This is a genomic window from Metabacillus flavus (assembly GCF_018283675.1).
Classification (GTDB): domain Bacteria; phylum Bacillota; class Bacilli; order Bacillales; family Bacillaceae; genus Metabacillus_B; species Metabacillus_B flavus.
In genome coordinates this window covers 3,228,605-3,251,852 of record NZ_JAGVRK010000001.1, presented here as the reverse complement: position 1 = coordinate 3,251,852, position 23,248 = coordinate 3,228,605, and the positions used below count along the sequence as shown (strand labels likewise).

The window sequence follows — 23,248 nt, the reverse complement described above, 5'->3', positions numbered from 1 at the left end:
TAGCGATGCCATAAAATTAAAGGGAAATCCTTTCGATAGCCGAAGTAAGTATAATGGCAATAAGGAGGAGTGCACATTATGACCCATCGAAAAATAACATCAGAGGATTTGTACAAAATAAAGACTCCTGCTGATCCGCGTATTTCGCCGGACGGCAGCCGGACCGTTTTTACAGTATCCTCTATCATTGAAAAAACGCATTCGTATCAATCCCACCTGCATGTAATCAATAGGCACAGCCAAGCAGAGGAGCAGTGGACATTTGGCGAAAATAAAAACCATTCTCCGCGCTGGTCACCAGGCGGAAAACTTGTTTTTGTATCAGACCGTTCGGGTGTTTCCCAGCTTTACCTGATGAAAGCAAGTGGCGGGGAAGGGAGACAGCTTACCTTTTCCAGTCACGGTGCATCAAATCCGCTATGGATAGATGATGAGCAGCTTCTTTTCCTAACTTATTTTCAGGAAGACGATTCGTATGAACATCCAAAGAGGAAAGCAGAGCAGCCTGCGCCTCTTGAAGTGACCCAAATCCGCTACAAATCTGATCGTGACGGGTTCATCCGGGACAGAAAAAGCAGGCTTTATCACCTCAATGTTAAAACAGGTGAAACAAGAGAATGGGTAAGCTGTGAAGGAGACGCTGAAAGTCCTTCAGTGTCAGACGACCAGCTTGCGTACATCCATACTCCTCCCGAAATTCCCGGGAAAGGACTTGTTTCGGATGTACATATAAAAAATGTAAAGACAGGAACGGACAAAAACATAACAGCAGGAAGAGGCATTTTCTCCAAACCTCAATTTTCACCTGATGGCCGCTGCCTGGCGTTTTTCGGACATGAGAAAGGATATAAAAGTGCTACCCTTCAAAAGCTTTGGCTCTACGATACTGAAAATGAAATGCTGCAATGTCTGACCGGTGAATGGGATATGTATGCAGGCGATGCTGCTGTAAGTGACTCGTTATATGGTGCGGTTTCTCCAGCTATTCAATGGACGGCAGATTCTAAAGGATTTTATATGGTTGTTACGGATCGGGGCAGTACAGGAGTCTACTACGGTTCAATAGAAGGACTAATGTATCCAGTCCGAATGGAAACAGAGCATGTAAACGGGTTTGTCATGCACCCATCAGAGCACTGGGGAGTGCTTTCAATCAGTACTCCCATTTCGCCTTCAGAGCTGTTTGAAGCGGACTTTCAAACCGGGGAAATGGTTCAGCTTACCCGGCTGAATAAACCATGGCTGGAGGGTGCCTCTATTTCTGCTCCGCAGCCGTTAGAAACAGAAGCGGAAGATGGATGGAGCATTCATGGATGGCTCATGAAGCCTGCTGTAATGGAAGAGGGGAAAAAATACCCGATGATCCTCCAGATTCATGGAGGCCCTCATATGATGTATGCTAACACCTATTTTCACGAATTCCAGGTGCTTGCTTCACAAGGCTATGCCATTCTTTACGTAAACCCGCGCGGAAGTCATGGATATGGCCAGGATTTTGTGAATTTAAATCGAGGCGATTACGGAGGCAGTGATTACAAAGATTTAATGAGTGCTGTCGATGCGGCACTTGAGGATTTTTCGTTTATTGACCGGGAAAGACTTGGTGTAACAGGCGGAAGCTACGGCGGATTTATGACAAACTGGATTGTTGGTCATACAAACCGCTTTAAAGCAGCAGTGACCCAGCGATCCATAAGCAACTGGCTCAGCTTTTACGGAGTGAGCGATATCGGCACGTTCTTCACAGAATGGGAAGTAGGCGGAACCATGCCGGAGGATGCTATGAAGCTTTGGGACCACTCTCCGCTGAAATACGCCGATGAAATCGACACACCGCTCCTCATCCTTCACAGCGAAAAGGACTATAGATGTCCGATTGAGCAGGCAGAGCAGCTTTATATAGTTCTAGAGAGAAAAGGAAAAAACGTCAAGTTCATTCGTTTTCCCGATCAAAATCACGAGCTATCCCGAAGTGGCCATCCATTGCTTAGGGTGGAGAGGCTGAATGCTATCACTGCATGGTTTAATGAGCATGTGTAAAAAAAAGAAGCCCCCGGCCAAAACCGGAGGCTTCTTTTTATGCATTAAAATACTTGCTCAACTTCCACTACACCAGGTACTTCTTCAAGCAATGCGCGCTCAATACCAGCCTTCAGTGTAATCGTTGAACTTGGGCAGCTTCCGCAAGCTCCCAAAAGACGAAGTTTTACAATTCCATCTTCTACATCCACCAGTTCACAATCTCCGCCGTCGCGAAGCAAAAATGGACGCAATTTATCGAGTACTTCCTGTACTTGTTCTCTTTGATTTTCTTCCATAGCAATCGTCTCCTTCCTGCTACTATTATATTCCGGCACTTCAATAAAATCGAATGCCAAGACTCGGAAATATCCATATTTTCACCTATTGTATCACATTTTTATTGAGAAACATACGGACAAATGATGTCTGTTAAAAACATATGCAAAAAGCGCACGTATCGAATACAATGGAGAAAAGCATTGACCGCGGAGGGTGAAAATCATGAACATTGAAGTCTATGGTGCAGAAGTTTTATGTCCAAGCTGTGTAAACATGCCTTCATCAAAAGAAACGCAAGAGTGGCTAAGCGCAGCACTTTTAAGAAAATACCCTGATCAAGCCATTGAAGTCTCTTATATAGACATCTATAACCCCGATCTTGAAGGGGCAAAAAAAGACATGGCCGAAAAAGTGCGAAACGACGAATATTTTTATCCCCTCGTCGTCATAAACGGCAATGTGGTTGGAGAAGGCAGTCCAAGGCTTAAAACTATTTGCGAAGAACTTGAAAAGCTCGGCTTCGTAAAAGGGGCATAAAGTTGTGTGCTAGCATGTTGAATTAGGGAAAATCCGACTACCTAAACTCCTTATTTTCCAAAAATAATTAAGTAAAATGACCTATTTCATGATATAGTTTTCTTAGAGGAGGCTATATCATGAATAAAATGAACGCACTAAAAAACTATACAGTCATCAAAAATCACACATATGAATATGAAATTAATCAAACCAAGTGCATGATCGATATCCATCTTGAGAAAGACGGAAGAGGAAAGCTGCAATACAAAGTGTACGTTACAGGTAAAGATGGAGTAATCCATACCAGTTCAGCTGATCCATCAAAATCAAAAGCCGTCAGCAAAGCAATAAAGAAGTATTCATGGATTACAGCGTAACAGGTACTTCCTTGTGAAATGAATAGTTAGTTTGGGGAAGTACTCTGATGAGAGTGCTTTTTTTTTGCGGTTTTTAAAAGGAATCCCTTATTTGAAAAGCTCTGTTAAACTAGGCTGTTGATTGCAGCTAGCAGGCGTTCGCTTATCCTTGGGCGGGCGGTGAGCCTTCTCCCAACTTCGCCACTGCGGGGTCTCACCTGTCCCGCTGCTCCTCCAGGAGTCTCACGCCTTCCGCTCCAATCACCAGGTGTTAAAAATCAACACCATGCTCTATCATAGCCATTTGAAAAAAGCGAAACCCTAGCACCTATACCAAATAGGTACAGAACTTCTTGTCCACCTGTAACACAGGAAAACTTGCCGGCAATTGCTCAAGCTTTATACTGATAAATCCATTTTTCTCGTAAAATCTATGAGCAGCTTTAAACTGTGGTGCTGTTCCAAGAAATATTGCTGATATTGATTTATCTTTGGCCCATTTTAAAGCAGTATTCAGCAATAGACTTGCTGTTTGAAAGATTGGCCCTCTGAATTCTTTCTTCACAAACATCTTCCTTAATGCCAATTGCTGGCTGCCTATATCCAGCAGGCTAATCGTACCGACTACTTCTCTTTCATAAACAGCTACCCAAAAGTTCCCATTACCTGCCTGGTAAAATTCTTTGATATTAAGTAAATCAGGCTGCTCTTCCTTTGTAATGGCAACTTGGTATTCGTGCTGTTGAATCGCTAGGATTAACTCTGCTGTTTCATTCTGAAACTCATCTGCGTATTCTTTTATAACCGGAATGCTCACGTTTTACTCCTCCATTAAAATGAATAGCCTGTAAATGACAAATCAGCCTTTTTTAAAGCGAAGAAAAAGGCGGAAAGTATTCTCCGCCATGAACAATTACCCTCTATGAAACTTGTACATCCACAAAATCCCTGATTTAAGCAAGCGCGGAACCCGGCCCATAAGCGGCTTTTCATTGAGCAATCCAAAGCCATGCTTTTTACCGAGCGATCCTAAAATGCCTTTAAGCTTAAATTGCGGGAATGATTCAGGTTCCGGTTCGTTTTTCCACCGTTTCAGTAAAACAACAACAATTTGTTCAGCCTGCGCTTCTGCAAGCTGGGCGCTTGGAGCATAAGGCAGAGAAGCGCAATCTCCAACGACAAATACGCTCTTATCATTCGGAATATAATGCTGCGGAGTTAACACGACACGGCCTTGCGTATCCTTTTCAACATCCAATTCACGAACAATTTTACTCGGCTGAATCCCGGCCGTCCAAACGATCACATCACTATGAACGGGTTCATTGTGATTGTAAACGATATTCGGCTCAACCTTTGTAATGTTTGCACCATTAATAATTTCAACCCCATGATCCTCAAACCAGCCCTGTACATAGCGGCTAAGTCTTTCCGGGAACATTGAAAGGATCGTTGCCCCGCGGTCAAAAAGTTTGATTTTTAAATCTTTACGGCTCTCTCGCAGTTCACTTGCCAATTCAACTCCGCTTAAACCTGCTCCCACTATGGAAACGATTGCACCTGCAGGCAGGTCATTGACCTCCCGATACGTCTTACGGGACTGATCAATCGTCTGAATGCTGTATGAATATTCCTGTGCTCCAGGGACGGCATGATACTTATCTTCACAGCCAAGACCCACTACAAGATCATCATAGCCAAGCGTTTCTCCATTTGTGAACACAATTTCTTTTTCTTTCCGGTTAATAGAAGCGACTTCCCCATACTTATGAGTCAGATTTTCATGCTCTGGAAAATCCACCCGGATGTGGTGATCAGAAATCGTTCCGGCTGCCAGCGCGTAGTATTCCGTTTTCAGGCAGTGATAGGGATTTCTATCAACCAGGGTGATCTGAACATCATTTGGAAGGTTATTTGGAAGCAGTCTTTGAAGAATTCTCATTCCCCCATACCCGCCGCCAAGAATTACTAGATTTTTCATATGCGAATTTCCCCTTCTCCCCACGGGAATTAATAAAAAAATAGTATTCTAAATTGATAAAATTGAAGAAAACCTTTTCAAAATGCCACTAAAAAGTATATCGAATTTGCCGCAAAATCACAATATACCGCGGCAAAATATCCACTTACTATGTAAAAGTGCTGAATAGTACAACCTTATTACGTAAATGTGTTAAGTTAATTGTAACAAAGTGAACAGAGCTTTTGGAAGTCTATAAGCAATAAACGTTGACGATTTTTATCGAAAAAGGGTAGGATAAGAAGGAATTAGAGAGGTGATAGCATGAAGCCGATAATTGAATTTTGCATAAGCAATCTGGCAAACGGATCACAGCGGGCACTTGAAACGCTCGAAAAGGATCCCAACTTGGATATCGTGGAATACGGCTGCCTTGGATACTGCGGCAAATGCTTCGAATCCATGTATGCTCTTGTAAACGGTGAGGCCGTAACTGGCGAAAACCCGGACCAGCTCGTTGAAAACATCTATCAGCATCTGGAAGAGAATCCGATGTTCTAATATAAAAAGGATGGCCTCCCGAGGTCATCCTTTTCTGTATGCTACTGAACAAGAGCTCTCGCATCTCTCATTTCCTGCCATCGGTCCTTAGCCATTTCAACCAGACCCTTTTCAAGAGTCTGACTCTGATTTTCAATTATTCGGGAAAAGTACCTTACCGCTTGAGTTTCCTTTCCGATTCGTCTGCTCAATTCACCAATTAAATAGAGCACTTTCATTTCGGTCATTTTCGTTCCCGCATAATCTTCCTTCATATAAGATCGGATGTACTCCTCAAGAGCAAGCTCCAAAAAACGCATCTCCTGATCCTCATTGCCCGCTGAACGGTACAGCCAGGCCAAACGGTGATGCAAACCCGCTTTTACCGAGTGTTTTTCCTGTTTAAGTTCTGCGCAGTAAATCGCAAGCTTATAAGCCGAAAGGGCACCCTGCATCGACCTTTCCTGGCAATAATCATTATTTGTCCAGTGATTCCATACTTGCTCAGTTAAATGCTTTCTGGCTGGGACGGATAAATGAGGAGAAAATTCTTCAGAAAAAGAGAACCCGCAATTCGGGCACACCGTTACATAGTAAAGGAGCGGATTGCAGCTCTCTAATCTGTATTTAGAGTAAAAATCCGAATCATTGAACTCAATGCGGATGAATGAGGAACGGAGCTTTTTAGTCTTGAAGGAAGTATTGCAAAGAACGCAAGTAGTATTTTTGTCATATAAATGAGCAATTTCCATTCTCGATCTCCTTTCGGATCCAATAAAGTAGTTCTATTATACCATAAATAACCGTCGGAACTTCAATATTCTATAATCCAGCTAAACAGAAAAAATAAAAACTCCTTACTAAAGTCGCAAGGAGTTCTTATCGTTCTATTCAAACGGGGGATATTCCTATTGTAGACCGCCTCCGCAAACTTTATACTTATAGAAATCATTTTTTTGGAGGACGGAAAATGGAGACCTTTCAATTTACCAAAATGCATGGACTCGGCAACAATTATATTTATGTCAACATGTTCGAAGAAAACCTAAATGAAGCGGATCTGCCCAGGCTTGCAAGAGAGGTTGCCAATCCCTACACGGGAATAGGATCCGATGGAATGATCCTCATTTGTCCATCCGAACAGGCTCCAGTCAAAATGCGTATATTCAATAATGACGGCTCGGAGGCCTTGAACTGCGGAAACGGATTAAGATGCGTCGCAAAGTACGCCTATGAACATCAGCTTGTATCTGAAACTGTCTTCAAAATTGAAACACTATCCGGTTTAGTAGAAGCCAAGATTCATTTAAGCCATAATCAGGTTCAAGCAGTAACCGTGGATATGGGAAAACCAAGACTTCAAAAAAAAGACATTCCAATGGATGGAGTCCCTGAAGAGACGGTAATAGCGGAAAACATGCTCTTCCAAGGAGAAACTTATGAGATAACCGCACTATCAATGGGAAATCCACATATTATTTTTTATATAGATGATATTCAAAAAGCCCCACTAACCACACTGGGCCCATCCGTTGAAAAAGATCCGAGATTCCATGACGGAATCAACGTCGAATTTATCGAAGTAGTGAACCAAAACGAACTGAATTTTCGGGTATGGGAAAGAGGATCCGGCATCACACAGGCATGCGGAACAGGAGCATGCGCCGCTGCCGTCGCATCCGTATTAAATGGAAAATCCCCAAGAGGAGAAGACATCATCGTCCACCTGGCAGGCGGAGATCTCATCATTAATTGGACCGAACAAGGAAATGTCCTAATGACCGGCCCCGCAGAAGTCATCGCTGAAGGCACGTACCATATCCGCTAGCTCAAGTATTTGAGTCTAACCAACTCACCATGTATACTTAACCTATAGCCATTTATAAAAAGGAGTGATCACATGGCTGAGATTATTACAATTACAGAAGCAGCATCCTTTCAAATAAAAGACATGATGAAAGAACACGAAGAAGAAAATGCCTTCCTCCGCGTTGGAATCAAAGGCGGAGGCTGCAGCGGACTCTCCTACGGAATGGGATTTGACCACGAAAAACAAGAAGGCGACGTCGAACTCGAATTCTTCGGCATCCCTGTCCTAATCGATAAAGAAAGTGCACCTGCTTTAAAAGGCACCGTGATCGACTTCAAACAATCCATGATGGGCGGCGGCTTTACCATCGACAATCCTAATGCGATTGCCTCATGCGGCTGCGGGTCATCGTTTGTGACGGCGACGAATAAGGGTACACCGGAAGAGTGCTGAGGTATATCAACGTTTTCAACGGTTTATTGCTGAACGTTGGGTTGGAAATCATCGGTTGAGTCCATCGATTCAAACGGGTGGATTATTGTAGATTGATTACATGCTGCACGTTACCTCGAAATAAGGTTGAATCGAGTGTAAAGTCAGTTCATTTAGGTTACAAATTACGACCTTCTTAACGGTGAATACCAATTTCACTGATAAGGAGGTTTTTCCTTTGGCTTTGAATCGGAAAAAAAGAAAACAAGTTGGGGAGCTGATGAGCTCAAAGAAATACCCGATATTGCCTCTTCAGGAAGCATTAAACATAGTTATTGCTGGTAAGAAGGCGGAAGGTATTCGAGAGAGAACCGTTACAGATTACATCAAAACTTGGGGGTACTTCACCGAATGGATGTTGAACAATTATGAAAACGTTCAGACTATTGACCAGATTACGACGGAAATGATTCGTAACTATGTGAACTATTTAAAATACGATGCCGTACGTTACACGGGTCACAAGTTTATTGATTCCAGCAAACAATCCATTGGATTAAAGGAAACTACGATTAACATTCGATTGCGTGTTTACCGTTCCATGTTCAATCATTTGGAGAGAGAAGAATTAATTGAAGTGAATCCAATGGATAAGGTGAGACAACTCAAACAAGATATTGATTTAACAAATTGCCTCTCGGATACTGATGTAAAGGCTATACTTCAACAGCCTAATCAACGAAATTATGTAGGTTTCAGAGATTTTGTCGCCATTAACTTATTGTTAGATAGTGGATTGAGAATCAGTGAACTCGTGAACTTGAAAGCAGCTGACATCGATTTTTCTACCAGATTCATCACACTAAATGGTGTTCATAATAAAAACAGAAGACCCAGAATTGTACCTATTTCAGCATATGTAATGAAGTTGATTCTCCATTTAATAACGGAAAACGAAAAACATTTTAGGGTTGATAGGATTTTCTTATCCACTTACGGTGAACCTCTTGCAGCTAACCAACTAAATAAAAGATTGAAGTATCATGCGGAACAAGCTGGAGTCGAAAAGAAGAAAGTTACAGCCCATGTGTACAGGCATACATGGGCGAAGAACATGATTCTCAACGGTTGTGACGCATTCACATTGCAAAAGATGGGTGGTTGGACAGATATCCGAACTATGCGAAGGTATATACAGATGGACATATCGGATATGCGGTCAAGACATGATGAGTTCTCACCCATAAACAATCTTAGAAAAAGAAAGGGTGGAGTCTAATCATGAAAATTCTATGGAATGACCTCAATAGAGGAAATTAATTGGTACACTAAAAAAGTAGTGGAGGTAACTATGACTAAGCACAGGGTTGCTGGAACATTTTCTGATGCGATAACTAGAAAAGAGAATTAAATAAAAAGATTATGTCAGAAAGTTAACACGAAATACAAAAAGCCACCTACTGCAATAGGCGGCTTCTGTGTAGATGATACTTTGTTAGTATTGTGAGATTAAACAAGACCTGTAACTTCATCATAGTATCTAATTCTTCCTCTTGTTTCGGTTTTACTAATCTTATACTTCTCGATGTAGAAACTTTCAGGCTTCTCAAGCCCTACAATAACAAGTGGTACAGATAATTGGCTACGTAATGGGATTAGATGGTCAATGTACTTTTCATAAGTACCGATAGCGTTATCGAAGCCACCTAAGTCTCTCAATTCGTTAGTGGCGCATATAATTACTCCTATTTTTGTCTGAACAGCTTTTTGAACATGATTTAGTTCTCCAGCTATTACAGGTTTCATTAGATTCCATGCGATTGTTCCACTATGATTGAAAGCAACTTCAAGAGAGATACTTTCTTTAGCGAAATCAAGACGCCAAGCCTTGTTTTTATATTTATTCTCTTTAAAAATATAACTTTCAGTTTTCCATTGCATATGGGACAATTGTAAGCTGAGCAGTTTGTTTATTGCTTTTGATATACTTTTATTTGATTGAATATATTTACTTTGATGTAGGTCTATTAGCATTTCATCACTAATGTTAGTTATTGCATTCGTAATTTCTTTCCAAGTTTCTGTAAACTCTGGGTCTGTTTCCAGATTTTGAAGACCATGGCGGTATGAATATAATTTGTACTTCAAAATGTTTCCTCCTAAATTGTTATAGTTATATATTACCATGTTTTCATTCTGGAAATAAGTGTTGTAGATTTAAAAGAATAGATAAATACATTATAATAAAAATTAAAGTGTTTTTGATGCATCGAAAGGATGTTCGCATATATGATAGATGTAGTGGAATTATTTGCAGGTGTAGGCGGATTCAGAGTAGGTTTAGAAAGAAACGAAGGATTTAATGTAATATGGGGTAATCAGTGGGAGCCCTCCAAGAAAGTTCAACATGCATTTGATTGTTACGCAAAACGTTTTGCAGGTAGAGGCACGCATTCTAATGAAGATATAGCAAAGGTGAAATATACAGTACCACAGCATGATTTGTTGGTAGGAGGCTTCCCGTGTCAAGACTACTCTGTAGCTAGGTCATTATACGGTGAATCTGGAATCAAGGGCAAAAAGGGAGTATTGTTTTGGGAGATAATGGACATAGTGAATTTCAGAAAACCTACCTTTGTTTTACTGGAGAATGTAGATAGACTATTGAAATCTCCCGCAAGTCAACGTGGTAGAGATTTTGCTATTATGTTAGCTAGCTTTAGAAATGCTGGATATTTTGTTGAATGGAGAGTAATCAATGCTGCTGATTATGGATTTGCCCAGAAGAGGAGAAGGGTATTCATATTTGCATACAAAGATACGACTCGTTTTGCTTCAAATCAAATGAAATACTCAAATCAAGAAATTCTTCATGAAAAAGGTTTTTTCTCATCAGAATTTAAGGTTAAAGCGTCTTCTTTGAAACATCCCGCTTCTGCTGATGTTCTTCCTCAAGATATAGTCGAGATTTCGGACACTTTTATAGCTACGTTCAGAAACTCAGGAATAATGAAGAACGGGGAGTTTTATACAGAAGAAATAATTCCAGACGCTATTTCTTCTAAAACTCTAGGTGAAGTGTTAGTGGAAGGAAAAAAACATCAGGCCATTGAAGATAAATATTTCCTCAAAGAAGATGAAATAGGACGAAATGGTAAATCCACATTGGAAATGTTTGAATATATGAAAGGACCTAAAAAAGTTGAGAGAACGGCTAACAATGGTCATGTATATATGTACTCCGAAGGTGGAATGAGCTTTCCTGATGATTTAAAAAGCCCCGCTAGAACGATGTTGACAAGTGAAGGAACTAAAAATAGAAGCACTCACGTTGTAAGAGACCCAGAAACTGGTAGGCTGAGAATCTTAACACCTGTTGAATGTGAATTGTTAAATGATTTTCCACCTAATTGGACTGAAGGAATGCCTGACAAGTCAAGATATTTTTGCATGGGCAATGCACTAGTTGTAGGACTTATTGAAAAGATGGGAAAAAAAATAAAAGTGCTCTACTCTGAAGAGGTTTCTTCTATTGAGAATAAGTATGTAGAACGTATTAAAGAACTTGAGGAAGTTAATGGACAACTAGTCTCGAAGATTAAGGCGTTAACCAATCAGTTAAATAACAAAACTAATAAGAACTTCATTGTGAACACTGAAGTTGGTTTACTAAATGATAACAGTATCATACTCTCCATCAAACAAAAAAATCAAAAGCGTCAAACCAAAGGTTCACTAAATAAAAGAAACAAGAGAAGACACCATGCTAGTGTAGTAAAAAATCATGAAAAATCTAAATCGAAACGGACCATCAGAAAAGGGTATTTTACAATGAAGAAGGTAATAAAAAGAGTCAAAAAAGTTCTTTAGACTTTACAATAGTATTGCAAACCTAGAACCCCCTTCCAATATAAGTTAGGGGGTTCGACTTTGGATATTTTTAGGTTAAATCAATCCCGATTAACCATATTGGAACTTTGATGGAATTTTTCATCTCTTCAAGTGCTTCTTTGGCGTTATTGAAATTAACTGTCCCTGTACTTATATAAGATGCTAAGTCTCCCGTAGCTGTTACATATACAAGTAAGTCTATATCTACAAATTGTTCGATATGAACAGCTTTTAAGATGTCATAGTATAGCAATCCCCAGTTCGCAAATTGTATTTCCCCAATTACGATAGGACAGGTTTTTTTGGTTACTAAATCTGTTCCTATAGGTAGCTGGTCTAATGAATTTGTCGTAGCGATGTTTTTCCAATCGATTCGCTTATTTAACTCTTCTGTCCAACGGTCGTTACCGTTATGTATAGCCCTTCTACCAAAACAATAGTTCCAGAAATTTAAGATGTTGAAATGGTCATCGTAAATTGCGAAATCAAATCCACCTGTTCTGGGAGTGTCGAAAAATACCCCTTCTTTAAATTCCACTTCAAATTTCACGCTAGGTATATTGGTTTTTAGTTGGTTTTTAATAGTCTTGTTAAGTTTTTGTGCTCCTATTCTTTTTTGATAAAAGCCGGTTCTTGTAACCCCTTTTGTTCTGAAATCCAAGGGGCAGAGCATGCTGCTCAAACTCTGGGTAATATCAGTTTTAATCGAGGAATTGCTATCTAAGAAAAAATTAGCGTTCCGATAATAGACTTCCTCGGCAATATGGATGTTTCCTGAGCTTCTAGCTTCCCAAGCAGCTTTTCCTGTTGAATCAAGTAGCATAGTCAAATAATCACTCCTATAGAAATATTCTGGGTAATTATACCACTTTTCCGAAGAACTGGGTAACTAATCTAAAAGAACCTAAAATAGAGAGGGAGAATTTGTTTTGTCACAGTGTTAGTGTGAAAGCTGAAGAGAGAGGGAGACCTAGAAGGGGTTAATATAAGCATACTACCCCATACCTTAAGTCTCTTTGATTTGTGCATCTCTAATAAAATCATATATTCTTTCAATGGTCTCTGGAAAAGTATCTTTTTTAAGTTCATGTTCCCACACTCTGAGAATATGCCATTCTTTTTTATGATAATATTCAGAAACCTCCATGTCTCTCTCAATATTCCTATCTAATTTTTTGTTCCAGAAATCAACGTTCTTCTTAGGACGATTACCGTGTATTTCACAGGCATGCCAAAAGCAGGAGTCAATAAAGATAACTATTTTATACTTTTTAATTGCAATATCTGGAGTACCACGTAGCCCTTTAACATTTTTACGAAATCTAATTCCTCTCCACCAAAGTGCTTTGGTAACCTTTTCCTCTAGTTTCGTTCCTTTACCTCTAATTTTACTCATGATTTTACTTCTTTGTTCAGTCGTTGGAAGTTTTTGCCTCATTTTTCGCATCTCCTTCATTAAATAACGTTACCCGCTATAAAATAATTCACTCACGTTGATATGCTGTTGAAGGGGGAGAAGGGGGATTAATTAGTAATTAATAGTAATATTTACATATTTTTTACATTTAAACACATGCTTTTTTACCTAGAAATACTATCCTGATGTATAAGGAGGTGTAGGAAGATGTCTAAAGCAGAAAGGCAATTCATTAAAGAAGCATTAAATGCTTGTTTAAAAAACGATACCAGATATATGCATATGCTCGTTGACGTTAGTGGAGAAACGAGGTACATGAAGATTTCTTCAAAAGATTTTAATCGAAGGGAGGAGCAGCAAGGCGAGGGGAGAGTTGTAAAGCCTATTTGCATTTTTTCAAACCAGCTAATCAATGATTTTCATGAACGTTCAAAGCAAGATTCTAAGCGTTCTGTATGGATTAGAGAAGGTGTCCATTATGTCTTGAGTAAAGCGAAGAAAGATTTCTATACATAATAAAGGAAGGGAGGAGTCATATGGATAATATGATTCCTCCCTTTATCTTGAAGATAATGCTCAAAGTGCGGGGATTGGAGTGCTCCCTCCTAATCCTGTGCGCTCAATCACTCGTTTGGTGAAAAGCACCCCCTGTCCACAATAACAATCTATGCTACTCTAAAACCTTATACAGAACATACGTTTTTCTATTATTCTTAAGGACTTGTCACTATCAAGATATTTGATTTTTTATTGTTCATGTACTAGATGTATTCGTTAAAAACTGTTTGAAATGTTAATATAAGGTAAACCACTCAAAGGGACTGGAAATATGAAGCAAACATCACATGGTGTAAACATGTTTCTGCAACAAGCATATGATGCTTTTTATGAAATCTTTCTTGAAGTCTTTGAAGAAGCATTCTGGGGACAAAACCCATATTACAGGTATTCAAGACTAAAGGATGCTATTTGTATCTATGTTGAGTTGTTACACCATAAGCCTTTAAAAATTATTTCTGAATTTATTGAATCATTAAGAGGGCAGATTGATGGTCTTCTTGTTAAAGAGCTGTTTGTAATTATAAGACATTTGATTTCGCATTTCCCTTTCTACAAATGTTGGGACGAGGTTTGGTTTACTAAATCCTTAGTAACATGGGATAGAGTAGGAAAAATACATAAATTTTTTGATACACATAGTGGTGGAGGTATGCGATATACCTTTATTGAGAAGGCAAACAACAAAGAATCTTCGGTGACAATATGGTTACCTGAGAATTATAAGGAGGACAAACCCATTTACTTAAAAGATATTATCCCTGAGAGAGATGGCATGAAAGTGTGTCTTTACTTTATGACTGAAGTTCTCAGCACTCAGTTTCCACATATTACTGTAAAGCCTTTATCTGATTAGAAACCAAAGTGGGGAGATACTCGCTAGTAATAATTTAATTAAGATGATTTACTTGTCCCTAAAATCTATATTGAATACAAGATGTGAAGCAAAACCATACGTAGTCTTCAATTGAGTAAAAATATTCAATCTCTTCCTCGGTCTACAAAAATCACTTACTAAGAGAGGTAACATATATGAAGATGTGTCCATTTTGTGATAAAGATAAAGAGAAATATAAATACACTGCTAGTGGTGAAGTTGTTTGCTATGATTGCATTGAAGAAAATGATTTTGAAAACTGCATCCGCTGTCACCAAATATTAGATGGGGATATTTGTGGTGAGGGATTTTGTGAAGGATGTTGGGAATATGTTGATACTCCCGAATGGATGAATGATAACGGAGGAGAAGTAGAGTTTATGGACTCATACGACCCTGACATAGAAGATTAATAATAAACTGAATTAAATATCAATTCCCAATCACTGTGTAAAGTTTTTAATAGAAGAAGTCGGTAATGAATCGGCTTCTTTTTTATGAACTATTTCCATAACTCAAGAAATTTGACACATATTTGAAGGGATAGTAAAATCAAGGTGTGAATGGGTATCAAAACATAGGGTCATAAGTATGAAATAGAATAGGAGAATTTTAAATGAAATATGGGTATGCACGTGTCAGTAGTTACTCTCAAGAACTGGAGGTTCAATTGCAAGCTCTTAAAGCTGAAGGTTGCCCAGAAATATATTCCGAGAAGTTTACAGGGACAAAAAAGGATAGACCACAATTCAGTATTTTGTTAGAAAAATTGGAAGAAGGGGATACTCTTGTTGTGACGAAGCTTGATAGATTTGCTCGTTCCACTTCTGATGCTATAGAAACTATCAAAATGCTCTTCCATAAGGGGGTTAAAGTACACGTCCTTAATATGGGTCTGATTGAAAACACACCGCATGGTAGATTAGCTTTCAGTGTTTTGAGTTCATTCGCTGAGTTCGAAAGAGACATGATATTCGAACGAACACAAGAAGGTAAAGCCATTGCTAGGCAACGTCCTGATTATCGAGAAGGTAGACCAAATAAGTTCAGCAAGAAGCAGGTCCAACACGCTCTAGAATTATTGAAAACACGTTCATACAAGCAAGTCGAAGAGGTTACAGGTATATCCAAAAGCACTTTAATAAGAGCAAAAAAGAAAAGTGAACTAGAAAAAGAGACAGTTAAATGATACTGGCTCTCTTTTTTATAAATTAGATGGTCTCAAATGGATGATTCAATACATTAAATAGGAATACTCTCCAGTGTCTAAAGCAAAACCGCTGATGATGGATAGCGTTTAGATGTTATGGAGTCTTTTTGCTTTCCTCCGTCGTTTCAATTGGCTTTGAAGAGTAGGCTTTGTGAATCGCCTTCGCCCATACTTTTCAACAATCTCAGGGTTGTGTGTGATTCTTTCCTTCATTATGCTCACTCCTCGATTCTGAATCTTCTTTGATTCGTGTAAAGGGATATCTCTTGTATATCTCTCTTGCAAGCCTTTCAATGATATGTTGGGGCATTTTTTCTCTAATTTCCTTTCCTGCTTTTTCCCAAAGTTCATCATTCTGTATGATTTTTTCTTTCATGGTGTTCACTCCTTGATTATATTTATTAGTGTCACACACACGTGTAAACCCTGTTATTTAAGCGGTTTTTTTCCATTTTGCACGGTGCAGGATTCTTAACGGAATGCGTGGATGTAACACAGGACTTTGTGCGTTTTTAGCTATAAGAGGTTAATTAATACAGGGCATTGCGTAAGCAATGGTATGTTATCCAATTCATCAATCCTTTTAGATGAATGATTCCAAAGCTCATTTCAGTCTCCCAAAGACATATATGATTCATTGTCCATTGAAAGCATTGTGCAATCCTTGATTAGCATTATTTGTGTTTACCTAAGTCGGTTTGTGTTTGTTGTTGGATATAAGGCTAATCAAAGATTTCACTTGTACGTTTTATTGACATGCGTGTACGGTATCTTATAGGCTATCTAATAAATTTCACCTCTTGGTTGTTTAACCATTGCACTAACAGTGTCCTCATTCTCACACTTGGGATATATATGTTTATCGGTTCTGGAGTCTGCTTTCTTATTGCACTTCGCCATATCCATTGTAATAGGTCACTCAATGCGAGCAAATCTTGGTCGACTTTAACTCCAGCATCTTCGAAAAATTGTTTTTCAAAAGGCTTCATGTATAGATTATATGCAAAAGCTAAATTGTGAGTGTCCTGATAGTCATTGGTTGCTCTAGTTGTCCATGCGATAAATTTCCTTGAATAACCTCTGCCCTGAAGCTTAGTTTTCATTGATTTCTTTGTAGTCCAAAGATTGTCATTAGACTTTCCCATTTTCCGAAAGTATGCGTACAAGTTCTTTTGTAATCGTGTTACGGTTTCTTTACTGGCTCTTTGAAACCAAGTGGCTGATAACTCATTACCTTTTACTTTTCCGCCATCCACATAGTTATTGTTCATCTTGCCATCATATATGTTTATCAATTGCCTGAATTGATTTCGCTCTTCAGTTAAAGGATTATAATCTACCAAGATATATCCTTTTCCCATTCTGCAAACACTTTTGTAGGTGTATCCTATTTGAAATAAGTCGTAGTAATACCTTTGGACTTGACCCCTAAACAGATAAGTAAGTATATACGCTTCGTCGAATAAGCTGAAAATCTTGGCAGGAAAAGTCCAAAACAGCAACGACTTTCTATGGAGATAGATGTTACCTAGTTCAGCATGGTATTTAATATTGGCGTATCTTCCATCAAATACTCCGTTGTAGTTTTCAGCCAACCATACTACTTGTCTATTTTCGTTGACCTTAATCATCTTAGTCTCTAGAAGAATGTCAATATCATGTTTGGAAATCTTATTTAAATCTTCAATCACATTTGCAACTTCGTCTAGAATCAGCACATACCCCGCATCCTCCAGTAATGCAATAACCTCTTCATCAAACAGCCTAAACAAAGCGTGAGTTGTAACGATACTTTTGCCACTCGCTACTAGTTCTTTGAAATGATTCAGCTTACTTCCTTTACCTAAACTGCTATCTGGTTCATTAAGGAATGGGCAGTCCACCAAGATGTTATTATGTATCTCATCTAAAAATGGAGATACGTATAAAAATCTTTTACTTTTATTGTGTTTTAACATGTACCCCTTTGCCCAAGATGTCTTTCCGCTACCCATGATAGAATCAATAACTGTTATTTCTTTCATATTCTTCATACCTCTCATTTTTTAAATGGCTATCCCTTTTACTTGATTTGCTGCTATTAAATGTGCGAAAGTGCAGAAGTTCATCAAAACCCCTTATGTACCAAGGGTTTGAAGCTCTATCTCTTAAAAGAAATAGATTAAAAGTGCACAATCGCCAGTACACTATGTACTTTTTATCACCATCCTTTAACAAGCAAAAAGCGCTTGTTAAAGCCTAGCCGAAAAAGTACGCAAAACGGCTCGATATAAGGTAGTGTGATTGTATCTCTTTCTCCTTTCGCATTTAGATTTACAGTCTCAACTAATTACACTCTTCTATATTGAATAAATCTGTTGACAAACGACAGCCCATGGATTTATAATAGGATTATAGCTAGGAGTATATATTTTTTTACTTAAGAGACGTGTATCTATCAATATACCGTATTATTATATATATGTCAAGAGAATATCTTACAAAGAAAACACCATCAGTATTTTGATGGTGTTTTTCAATGGATTCTTTCCCTCTCACTCTTTCAAAAATCCAAAAGAGTCTCTGACCTAATGTTTCATCTACGCATTTTTTCTCTTAGTTGGTCTATGTTCAACACCTTATCTTTTCTTCTGTGAATCATCCTATGGCAGTTCGAACAAACAGGGACAAGGTCTGTAGCAGGATTGATAATAACTTCTTCTCTCACCGTGCTTAATGGCTCTATATGATGTATCTCTATGAAGTCTTTGCCTCGTTCTCCATATACCTTTTCAAAGTTGAACCCGCATACCGCACAATTCAGTCCATGAATTTCAATCGCCTTTGCTCGATTATATGGATTTCTCTCATAACGTTTACCGTAATAGTAAGTAGAAGCCCCATCTTTATGATATTCTTCCTCTTCTGATTGCTCTGCGTCTATGTCAATCTCAATAGTCGTTTCTAAGCTTCTTTGCTGAACTCCATTACTGTCAAACTGTTCTAGGCTTTCTATTACCATTTGAAAGTCGTTCGCTTGCCCTCTCAATCTGTTTATTGCTTCTTTAATGTTATACCCCTCAAATATCCCTTTGTGCTTGTCCTTCAGTCCTATATGGTGGAGAATGCCCATCGCTTGATACCCACGGCTTTCAATTGGGTTTAAGCCAATTATGTGTTCATCTATCCAACGATGGGTCTTTGATTTAAATAGATACTCAAAAACCACTCTGCTTCTAATTGAAGCATCATATGTATTAAACTCTCTAGAACGTTTCACTGGGTCTAGTTTTGGAAATTCCATGTGCCATCTCCTTTTTATTATTGATTGCAGCTTATAATTGGATAAAAATGTTATTTTATTCATATAATCAATAGAGTCTATTGGCAAAAGATTCACATTAATGGAGTTTTTGACATTTTAGATTTTCACTGATATTGTATTTTGGGTATCTGCATTAAATCGTCATATAGTTATTTGTTGAGTAATCATCATGCTATAAATTCAAAACCCCAACTTGCTTCGCAAGTTCTTCTTTTGTACAAGCACCTTAATAAAGTTGTTCGTACCTCACAACTTTCTCAAGGTGTTGCGACACAAAAGAAGCAAAAGGTCGCACAATAAGTTTTCTTGAACAAAGATTGGTCACTATATTAATAATAAAAATAGTATAATTTAGTGACCGATTCTTGTTCAAATTTAAATCAGGAGTGGTTCTAGATGGATAGCGAAACCATATCATTCAGTTTAGAAGAAGCTGTAAACAGCTGTTATAGCAATGAGGCTCTAAAAAAGCATTTCTACCAAAAAAAAGAGTCCAGTGTAAAGAGAAATGGTAATCTTGGAGCAAATCAAACAAAGCAGCTTATCGAGAACATGAAAGTTGACTGGGGAAATGTTGAAATAAGCGGTGATGGTTTTGAAAGAATTATAACTTGTACTGGAAAAAAAAGCACACCTTCAGTACGACAAGATAACAGGAAAAACAATGGCAAAAAACAAATTCCTTATGAAGATATTGTAAGAAGATTGGTCGTATCATATCTTCAAGAGGAAGCACCTCGCCCTGCTACCACTACTTTTAAGAAATTCGCATTTGATATAGGACTAATGAGCGAAACACTTTATGAAGCAAGTAAAAAGATTTTAGCTAATCAACAGATTGCTCATTACAATAACCTTAAACCAAAGTACAGAATAGGATATTCCATGTTTTGGCACATCATTCCAAGGGAAAGCAAGCGAATTACAGACCATTTAAAAAGTGTTTTACAAAGAATGAACGACGATGGCATTTTGTTTTACAGAGAAGTTACTAATGCAGTTATTTTACAAGATGGCAAAGAAGAGCATAATCCTATAGATGTTGTGGAAGCGAACAAGATTAGGACAGAAATAAAAAAATTATATGATAAACATAGTGTAACCTATCAAGATACACTTTATAGACCTAAGCATGCTTTTGTCCTTGCCTTTAAAAAAGATGAACAAAAGTATTTTGAAGCAATCGGAATCCAATATATATATACAGCCATGATTGTTGAACACATAGACACTTCTAAAGAAATAGTTACAGTGAGCGGATTATTGGAAGACTATAAGAATGCATTTGCTGAAAATGCAGAAAGATTAGCAATTAAAATACAGTATGACTTCTTTCATAAACTACTATCACCAAAAAATAATAATAAACTGATAGAGATATTCGGTGGTAAACAAAAACCTCTTCATGCCATCTTTATAGGTACTGAGTATGAAAAAGTAATGAACGAAATCAACCGACTAGCATATGACGCAATTGCCCAAGCTAAAGTAAGCGGCACATATCCCAAGGAGTACAGGGAGAACCTAGAGATAATTTTAGATGTTAAGTAATGCTTTATGTAAAAAGAATATTAAAAACCCTTTCTCAACATAGAAAGGGTTTCTCTAATTTATTGGACACGGTTTAGAACTTTAGATTTTTAGGATGCTTTACTATTCAAGTGAGATACCGAATGTTTCCTTAATCTCTAGCAAGCTATCTTTTACTTTTTCTTTAGCGCTTTCTACCCCTTCATCTTCCCCTGATAGAGATTCATTGAAATCTGCTATCCCATACACAGTATATTGTGTTTGAAGCAGCTTAATTAAAGTTATAAAATACTCCTCATCCTCAGAGGAATAATTCCCTGTCTCATAATCTCCTAAAAACGCATTTGCAAGCTCATGAGCTTTACTTCCTGATTCACCTTCTCCATCCTCGTTATATGCTTTAGCATATAGTTTTACTATTTGTTTTCCCTCAGTAAAGATATTTTTGTCTATATCTAGCTTATTAGTATCCCTATCTCCGCAACCACACATCAAAATTAGCAATGCAAAGAAGGGAAGGACAAACTTCAAAGATTTCCTCATTTTTTGAAACTTTCTTTTAGTTGATTACATATTAAGAATGTGCATCCAAGTACGACGAAAATAAGAGCTAAGACAAAATAAGCAGTAGATTGTCCTGCATTAATAATGAAATTATAAGCATCACCTTCTACATAAGCATTGACTGGTTCACCTAGGTCACTGTTTGAGTATGCATATAATTTATACGCCCCCACAAAAAGGAATAACGCTGAAAGTATGAAGGAAGGTATTACTTTAATATCCCACACATTGACGTTTGAAATTGTCTCCACATCATCTCTCGGTGTTTCTGGTTTTATTAATATCGCTTGCTCTTCTTGGATATTCATTTTGTTTTTTTCCATTTTATTGCTCCCTTTCTTTGTTCGGTCTCATACATCAAGAGTTGATTATAATTAGGTGTCCTTATTACTCTTGTTTTTAGCACTGGACTGTTTAAAGTTTATTTCTGAATGAATGTGGAATGTACTCTTGCTCTCTAATTATCTAAAGCTATAAGCGAAAGTCATCCCTTATTTTTTAGATGCTCTATATCCAGCAGCCTCAGCTTCGGCAGTCGAACAAAACATCTCTTCCGCCTTTGTTACTTCGTAATATTGACCACCGGGCACATGATAAATTCCACTCTGATTTCCTTTAATATTACAAGAACCCCTGTCTTTAGGCTTCTCTTCAACTTTAGATACAGCAGCTTTTGGTTCTTCTTTCTTTGCTACTTCCTTTTTCTTTTCAGGCGTATTGTAACCATCCTCAAGCACATAGTCCTCAATGCTCCAGATACCCTTACCTGTCTTTTGAGCCTTTGTTTGAGCAGCCCTAAACTCATCTAAATGCTTTACGTCTGGTTGGTATACAGCTAATCGAGCATAACCCTGTTCAATCAACCTCTTATTGAAGTTAACTCCATCTACCCAAACATAAGCTAGTACCCTTCCATATTTATCACGCTCTGTTAAATCCTTTTCGAGTACAACATTTTTCCCGCTCAATTGGTCAGTAGTGAATTTACTCGCTTCCTTGCCGAAAGGTTGTACTCCCAATCTAGGGTGTTTAGTTTCAGGGGTATCAACTAGAATCATTCGAATGTCTTCAACCTTGCCTGTATCAGAAAGTTTAACTTCTATTGTATCTCCATCCACAACTCTTGTCACAATTCCGTTAATACCCTTCACTGTAGCTTGCTTAGGGACTTCCTTTTCAACTTTAACTTTGGGAGTTGGAGTTGCTACTGATGCAGCAGCTTCTACATTGGCAGGTTCTTCTTTGACTGGTTCTGACTCTGATTTTGGTTCTTCAATTGTGGCAACTTGAGTAGTTTGAGCAGATGTTGAGGTCTTTTGTTCTTCTCCCGCAACGGGTACAGTATCTTCTTTAAAAACCACTGAATTAACGTAGAACTGGCTAAAGAATATCAATACACCTAACACAGATATCATAGCGGGCGCTTTGCTTCTGACACCTATTTGCTTATTCTTGAGATGAATTTTTACCGCCCATACGATTAGTCCTATTCCTAAGACAAACAATCCTAAAGAAATTATAAGTGCAAGCACGATGCAGATAGCCATAAAATATAGAAACCATTTTACTAAAGTCTTCATTTTACCTCCTATGGTTTTTTGGGTTTTGATACCCATAAAATTGTAATTCATTGGTTAAAATTAGTAAATGAGTTTTTCTTGTTCGTGACTTTATATTTTAATAAAAAGCCATACACGGGATGTCATTATGCAGTTAAGATGACATCTTTTAGAGTTTTTGCTTGGTTTCATCACCTTGATATGCGTCTATGTTTCTATCGAATAACAATGGTAAGGGTGCGAAATAGTCTAGACATTGGATGGAATTTTGGTTTTATTAATGTGTCAAAGATGTATGAAAAAACTGATATAAAAGTGGCTTTGAAGAGATTATTTGGTATGGATTTGTAAAAGTTCAGAGTAAAGGGTTGATTTTTAGTGGTATCAGTTTTATACTACAAAGAGAAGAGAAATTGGTTT

The 23,248-nt window shown here is 38.1% G+C and carries 25 protein-coding genes and 1 pseudogene; 13 read left to right on the top strand and 13 right to left on the bottom strand.

Features of this window, described 5'->3' with window-relative positions; genetic code table 11:
• Window positions 1-78 precede the first annotated feature (78 nt).
• Window positions 79-2,040: a S9 family peptidase gene (locus tag J9317_RS16760; RefSeq protein WP_211560572.1), complete on the top strand. Its 1,962-nt coding sequence runs from the start codon at window positions 79-81 to the stop codon at window positions 2,038-2,040.
• Window positions 2,041-2,084: 44 nt separating this feature from the next.
• On the opposite strand, the gene J9317_RS16755 is transcribed toward J9317_RS16760, so the two are convergent.
• Window positions 2,085-2,318 (bottom strand): NifU family protein, encoded by a 234-nt coding sequence (locus tag J9317_RS16755; RefSeq protein ID WP_123919089.1) that lies wholly within the window; start codon window positions 2,316-2,318, stop codon window positions 2,085-2,087.
• A gap of 205 nt (window positions 2,319-2,523) precedes the next feature.
• Here J9317_RS16755 and J9317_RS16750 point away from each other — a divergent pair, with 205 nt between their 5' ends.
• Both J9317_RS16750 and J9317_RS16745 read left to right on the top strand, forming a co-directional pair.
• Window positions 2,524-2,838, top strand: coding sequence for a YuzD family protein (locus J9317_RS16750; protein WP_211560568.1), 315 nt, complete (start codon window positions 2,524-2,526; stop codon window positions 2,836-2,838).
• 119 nt (window positions 2,839-2,957) lie between these two features.
• Window positions 2,958-3,197 carry a hypothetical protein gene (locus tag J9317_RS16745; RefSeq protein ID WP_211560565.1) on the top strand — a complete coding sequence of 80 codons (240 nt, stop codon included), beginning with the start codon at window positions 2,958-2,960 and terminating at the stop codon, window positions 3,195-3,197.
• Between the two features lie 307 nt (window positions 3,198-3,504).
• On the opposite strand, the gene J9317_RS16740 is transcribed toward J9317_RS16745, so the two are convergent.
• Both J9317_RS16740 and J9317_RS16735 read right to left on the bottom strand, forming a co-directional pair.
• Entirely contained in the window at window positions 3,505-3,993 is a 489-nt protein-coding gene (locus J9317_RS16740) for a GNAT family N-acetyltransferase (protein ID WP_211560562.1), read from the bottom strand.
• A 96-nt stretch (window positions 3,994-4,089) separates the two neighbouring features.
• Window positions 4,090-5,157 carry an NAD(P)/FAD-dependent oxidoreductase gene (locus J9317_RS16735; protein WP_211560560.1) on the bottom strand — a complete coding sequence of 356 codons (1,068 nt, stop codon included), beginning with the start codon at window positions 5,155-5,157 and terminating at the stop codon, window positions 4,090-4,092.
• 303 nt (window positions 5,158-5,460) lie between these two features.
• Here J9317_RS16735 and J9317_RS16730 point away from each other — a divergent pair, with 303 nt between their 5' ends.
• Entirely contained in the window at window positions 5,461-5,697 is a 237-nt protein-coding gene (locus J9317_RS16730; RefSeq protein ID WP_211560553.1) for a YuzB family protein, read from the top strand.
• 41 nt (window positions 5,698-5,738) lie between these two features.
• Here J9317_RS16730 and J9317_RS16725 read toward each other — a convergent pair whose 3' ends face one another.
• Entirely contained in the window at window positions 5,739-6,428 is a 690-nt protein-coding gene (locus J9317_RS16725) for a DUF2225 domain-containing protein (protein WP_211560551.1), read from the bottom strand.
• Window positions 6,429-6,646: 218 nt separating this feature from the next.
• On the opposite strand from J9317_RS16725, the gene dapF reads away from it, so the two are divergent.
• The 3 genes from dapF (at window position 6,647) to J9317_RS16710 (ending at window position 9,197) form a co-directional block, all read left to right on the top strand.
• The gene (dapF, locus tag J9317_RS16720; RefSeq protein ID WP_211560549.1) at window positions 6,647-7,504 is read left to right on the top strand and encodes a diaminopimelate epimerase; all 858 of its coding nucleotides are present in this window, start codon (window positions 6,647-6,649) and stop codon (window positions 7,502-7,504) included.
• Window positions 7,505-7,576: 72 nt separating this feature from the next.
• Complete coding sequence (locus J9317_RS16715) at window positions 7,577-7,939, top strand: HesB/IscA family protein (protein ID WP_211560547.1); 363 nt, start codon at window positions 7,577-7,579, stop codon at window positions 7,937-7,939.
• A gap of 217 nt (window positions 7,940-8,156) precedes the next feature.
• Window positions 8,157-9,197 (top strand): tyrosine-type recombinase/integrase, encoded by a 1,041-nt coding sequence (locus J9317_RS16710; protein ID WP_249292211.1) that lies wholly within the window; start codon window positions 8,157-8,159, stop codon window positions 9,195-9,197.
• Between the two features lie 230 nt (window positions 9,198-9,427).
• Here J9317_RS16710 and J9317_RS16705 read toward each other — a convergent pair whose 3' ends face one another.
• Complete coding sequence (locus J9317_RS16705) at window positions 9,428-10,066, bottom strand: BglII/BstYI family type II restriction endonuclease (RefSeq protein ID WP_211560545.1); 639 nt, start codon at window positions 10,064-10,066, stop codon at window positions 9,428-9,430.
• A 141-nt stretch (window positions 10,067-10,207) separates the two neighbouring features.
• Between J9317_RS16705 and dcm the strand changes: the two are divergent.
• A pseudogene (gene dcm, locus J9317_RS16700) lies at window positions 10,208-11,440 on the top strand (DNA (cytosine-5-)-methyltransferase); the annotation flags it as partial.
• Window positions 11,441-11,858: 418 nt separating this feature from the next.
• Here dcm and J9317_RS16695 read toward each other — a convergent pair.
• Both J9317_RS16695 and J9317_RS16690 read right to left on the bottom strand, forming a co-directional pair.
• Complete coding sequence (locus tag J9317_RS16695) at window positions 11,859-12,632, bottom strand: BglII/BstYI family type II restriction endonuclease (RefSeq protein WP_488656185.1); 774 nt, start codon at window positions 12,630-12,632, stop codon at window positions 11,859-11,861.
• A gap of 183 nt (window positions 12,633-12,815) precedes the next feature.
• Window positions 12,816-13,247: a very short patch repair endonuclease gene (locus J9317_RS16690; protein WP_211560533.1), complete on the bottom strand. Its 432-nt coding sequence runs from the start codon at window positions 13,245-13,247 to the stop codon at window positions 12,816-12,818.
• Window positions 13,248-13,433: 186 nt separating this feature from the next.
• On the opposite strand from J9317_RS16690, the gene J9317_RS16685 reads away from it, so the two are divergent.
• The 4 genes from J9317_RS16685 (at window position 13,434) to J9317_RS16670 (ending at window position 15,850) form a co-directional block, all read left to right on the top strand.
• Complete coding sequence (locus J9317_RS16685) at window positions 13,434-13,742, top strand: hypothetical protein (protein ID WP_211560531.1); 309 nt, start codon at window positions 13,434-13,436, stop codon at window positions 13,740-13,742.
• Between the two features lie 313 nt (window positions 13,743-14,055).
• Window positions 14,056-14,640 carry a hypothetical protein gene (locus J9317_RS16680; protein WP_211560530.1) on the top strand — a complete coding sequence of 195 codons (585 nt, stop codon included), beginning with the start codon at window positions 14,056-14,058 and terminating at the stop codon, window positions 14,638-14,640.
• Between the two features lie 176 nt (window positions 14,641-14,816).
• Window positions 14,817-15,074, top strand: a complete 258-nt coding sequence (locus J9317_RS16675; RefSeq protein ID WP_211560528.1) for a hypothetical protein — start codon at window positions 14,817-14,819, stop codon at window positions 15,072-15,074.
• Between the two features lie 203 nt (window positions 15,075-15,277).
• Window positions 15,278-15,850 carry a recombinase family protein gene (locus tag J9317_RS16670; protein WP_211560526.1) on the top strand — a complete coding sequence of 191 codons (573 nt, stop codon included), beginning with the start codon at window positions 15,278-15,280 and terminating at the stop codon, window positions 15,848-15,850.
• 205 nt (window positions 15,851-16,055) lie between these two features.
• Here J9317_RS16670 and J9317_RS16665 read toward each other — a convergent pair whose 3' ends face one another.
• From J9317_RS16665 to J9317_RS16655, 3 genes are all read right to left on the bottom strand, one after another.
• The gene (locus tag J9317_RS16665) at window positions 16,056-16,247 is read right to left on the bottom strand and encodes a hypothetical protein (protein ID WP_211560518.1); all 192 of its coding nucleotides are present in this window, start codon (window positions 16,245-16,247) and stop codon (window positions 16,056-16,058) included.
• A 403-nt stretch (window positions 16,248-16,650) separates the two neighbouring features.
• Complete coding sequence (locus tag J9317_RS16660; protein ID WP_211560516.1) at window positions 16,651-17,895, bottom strand: hypothetical protein; 1,245 nt, start codon at window positions 17,893-17,895, stop codon at window positions 16,651-16,653.
• A gap of 551 nt (window positions 17,896-18,446) precedes the next feature.
• The gene (locus tag J9317_RS16655) at window positions 18,447-19,154 is read right to left on the bottom strand and encodes an HNH endonuclease (RefSeq protein WP_249292210.1); all 708 of its coding nucleotides are present in this window, start codon (window positions 19,152-19,154) and stop codon (window positions 18,447-18,449) included.
• Between the two features lie 417 nt (window positions 19,155-19,571).
• Between J9317_RS16655 and J9317_RS16650 the strand changes: the two genes are divergently transcribed.
• Window positions 19,572-20,726 (top strand): hypothetical protein, encoded by a 1,155-nt coding sequence (locus J9317_RS16650; protein ID WP_211560514.1) that lies wholly within the window; start codon window positions 19,572-19,574, stop codon window positions 20,724-20,726.
• Window positions 20,727-20,828: 102 nt separating this feature from the next.
• Here J9317_RS16650 and J9317_RS16645 read toward each other — a convergent pair whose 3' ends face one another.
• The 3 genes from J9317_RS16645 to J9317_RS16635 all read right to left on the bottom strand — a co-directional run bounded on the left by J9317_RS16645 (window position 20,829) and on the right by J9317_RS16635 (window position 22,849).
• A complete protein-coding gene (locus J9317_RS16645; protein WP_211560512.1) occupies window positions 20,829-21,236 on the bottom strand; it encodes a hypothetical protein in 408 nt (135 codons plus the stop codon).
• A gap of 8 nt (window positions 21,237-21,244) precedes the next feature.
• Window positions 21,245-21,592, bottom strand: coding sequence for a hypothetical protein (locus tag J9317_RS16640; RefSeq protein ID WP_211560510.1), 348 nt, complete (start codon window positions 21,590-21,592; stop codon window positions 21,245-21,247).
• 168 nt (window positions 21,593-21,760) lie between these two features.
• Window positions 21,761-22,849, bottom strand: coding sequence for a thermonuclease family protein (locus J9317_RS16635; protein WP_211560508.1), 1,089 nt, complete (start codon window positions 22,847-22,849; stop codon window positions 21,761-21,763).
• Window positions 22,850-23,248: the final 399 nt, after the last annotated feature.

What these genes read in the sequence shown, in the direction of transcription:
- J9317_RS16730 (WP_211560553.1), top strand. Translation starts at nt 5,461, where the DNA reads ATGAAGCCGATAATTGAATTTTGCATAAGCAATCTGGCAAACGGATCA.
- J9317_RS16755 (WP_123919089.1), bottom strand. Translation starts at nt 2,318, where the DNA reads ATGGAAGAAAATCAAAGAGAACAAGTACAGGAAGTACTCGATAAATTG.
- J9317_RS16655 (WP_249292210.1), bottom strand. Translation starts at nt 19,154, where the DNA reads ATGGAATTTCCAAAACTAGACCCAGTGAAACGTTCTAGAGAGTTTAAT.
- J9317_RS16760 (WP_211560572.1), top strand. Translation starts at nt 79, where the DNA reads ATGACCCATCGAAAAATAACATCAGAGGATTTGTACAAAATAAAGACT.
- J9317_RS16650 (WP_211560514.1), top strand. Translation starts at nt 19,572, where the DNA reads ATGGATAGCGAAACCATATCATTCAGTTTAGAAGAAGCTGTAAACAGC.
- J9317_RS16695 (WP_488656185.1), bottom strand. Translation starts at nt 12,632, where the DNA reads ATGCTACTTGATTCAACAGGAAAAGCTGCTTGGGAAGCTAGAAGCTCA.
- J9317_RS16715 (WP_211560547.1), top strand. Translation starts at nt 7,577, where the DNA reads ATGGCTGAGATTATTACAATTACAGAAGCAGCATCCTTTCAAATAAAA.
- J9317_RS16685 (WP_211560531.1), top strand. Translation starts at nt 13,434, where the DNA reads ATGTCTAAAGCAGAAAGGCAATTCATTAAAGAAGCATTAAATGCTTGT.
- J9317_RS16745 (WP_211560565.1), top strand. Translation starts at nt 2,958, where the DNA reads ATGAATAAAATGAACGCACTAAAAAACTATACAGTCATCAAAAATCAC.
- J9317_RS16675 (WP_211560528.1), top strand. Translation starts at nt 14,817, where the DNA reads ATGAAGATGTGTCCATTTTGTGATAAAGATAAAGAGAAATATAAATAC.
- J9317_RS16670 (WP_211560526.1), top strand. Translation starts at nt 15,278, where the DNA reads ATGAAATATGGGTATGCACGTGTCAGTAGTTACTCTCAAGAACTGGAG.
- J9317_RS16635 (WP_211560508.1), bottom strand. Translation starts at nt 22,849, where the DNA reads ATGAAGACTTTAGTAAAATGGTTTCTATATTTTATGGCTATCTGCATC.
- dapF (WP_211560549.1), top strand. Translation starts at nt 6,647, where the DNA reads ATGGAGACCTTTCAATTTACCAAAATGCATGGACTCGGCAACAATTAT.
- J9317_RS16665 (WP_211560518.1), bottom strand. Translation starts at nt 16,247, where the DNA reads ATGAAAGAAAAAATCATACAGAATGATGAACTTTGGGAAAAAGCAGGA.
- J9317_RS16660 (WP_211560516.1), bottom strand. Translation starts at nt 17,895, where the DNA reads ATGAAAGAAATAACAGTTATTGATTCTATCATGGGTAGCGGAAAGACA.
- J9317_RS16690 (WP_211560533.1), bottom strand. Translation starts at nt 13,247, where the DNA reads ATGAGGCAAAAACTTCCAACGACTGAACAAAGAAGTAAAATCATGAGT.
- J9317_RS16725 (WP_211560551.1), bottom strand. Translation starts at nt 6,428, where the DNA reads ATGGAAATTGCTCATTTATATGACAAAAATACTACTTGCGTTCTTTGC.
- J9317_RS16680 (WP_211560530.1), top strand. Translation starts at nt 14,056, where the DNA reads ATGAAGCAAACATCACATGGTGTAAACATGTTTCTGCAACAAGCATAT.
- J9317_RS16735 (WP_211560560.1), bottom strand. Translation starts at nt 5,157, where the DNA reads ATGAAAAATCTAGTAATTCTTGGCGGCGGGTATGGGGGAATGAGAATT.
- J9317_RS16750 (WP_211560568.1), top strand. Translation starts at nt 2,524, where the DNA reads ATGAACATTGAAGTCTATGGTGCAGAAGTTTTATGTCCAAGCTGTGTA.
- J9317_RS16640 (WP_211560510.1), bottom strand. Translation starts at nt 21,592, where the DNA reads ATGGAAAAAAACAAAATGAATATCCAAGAAGAGCAAGCGATATTAATA.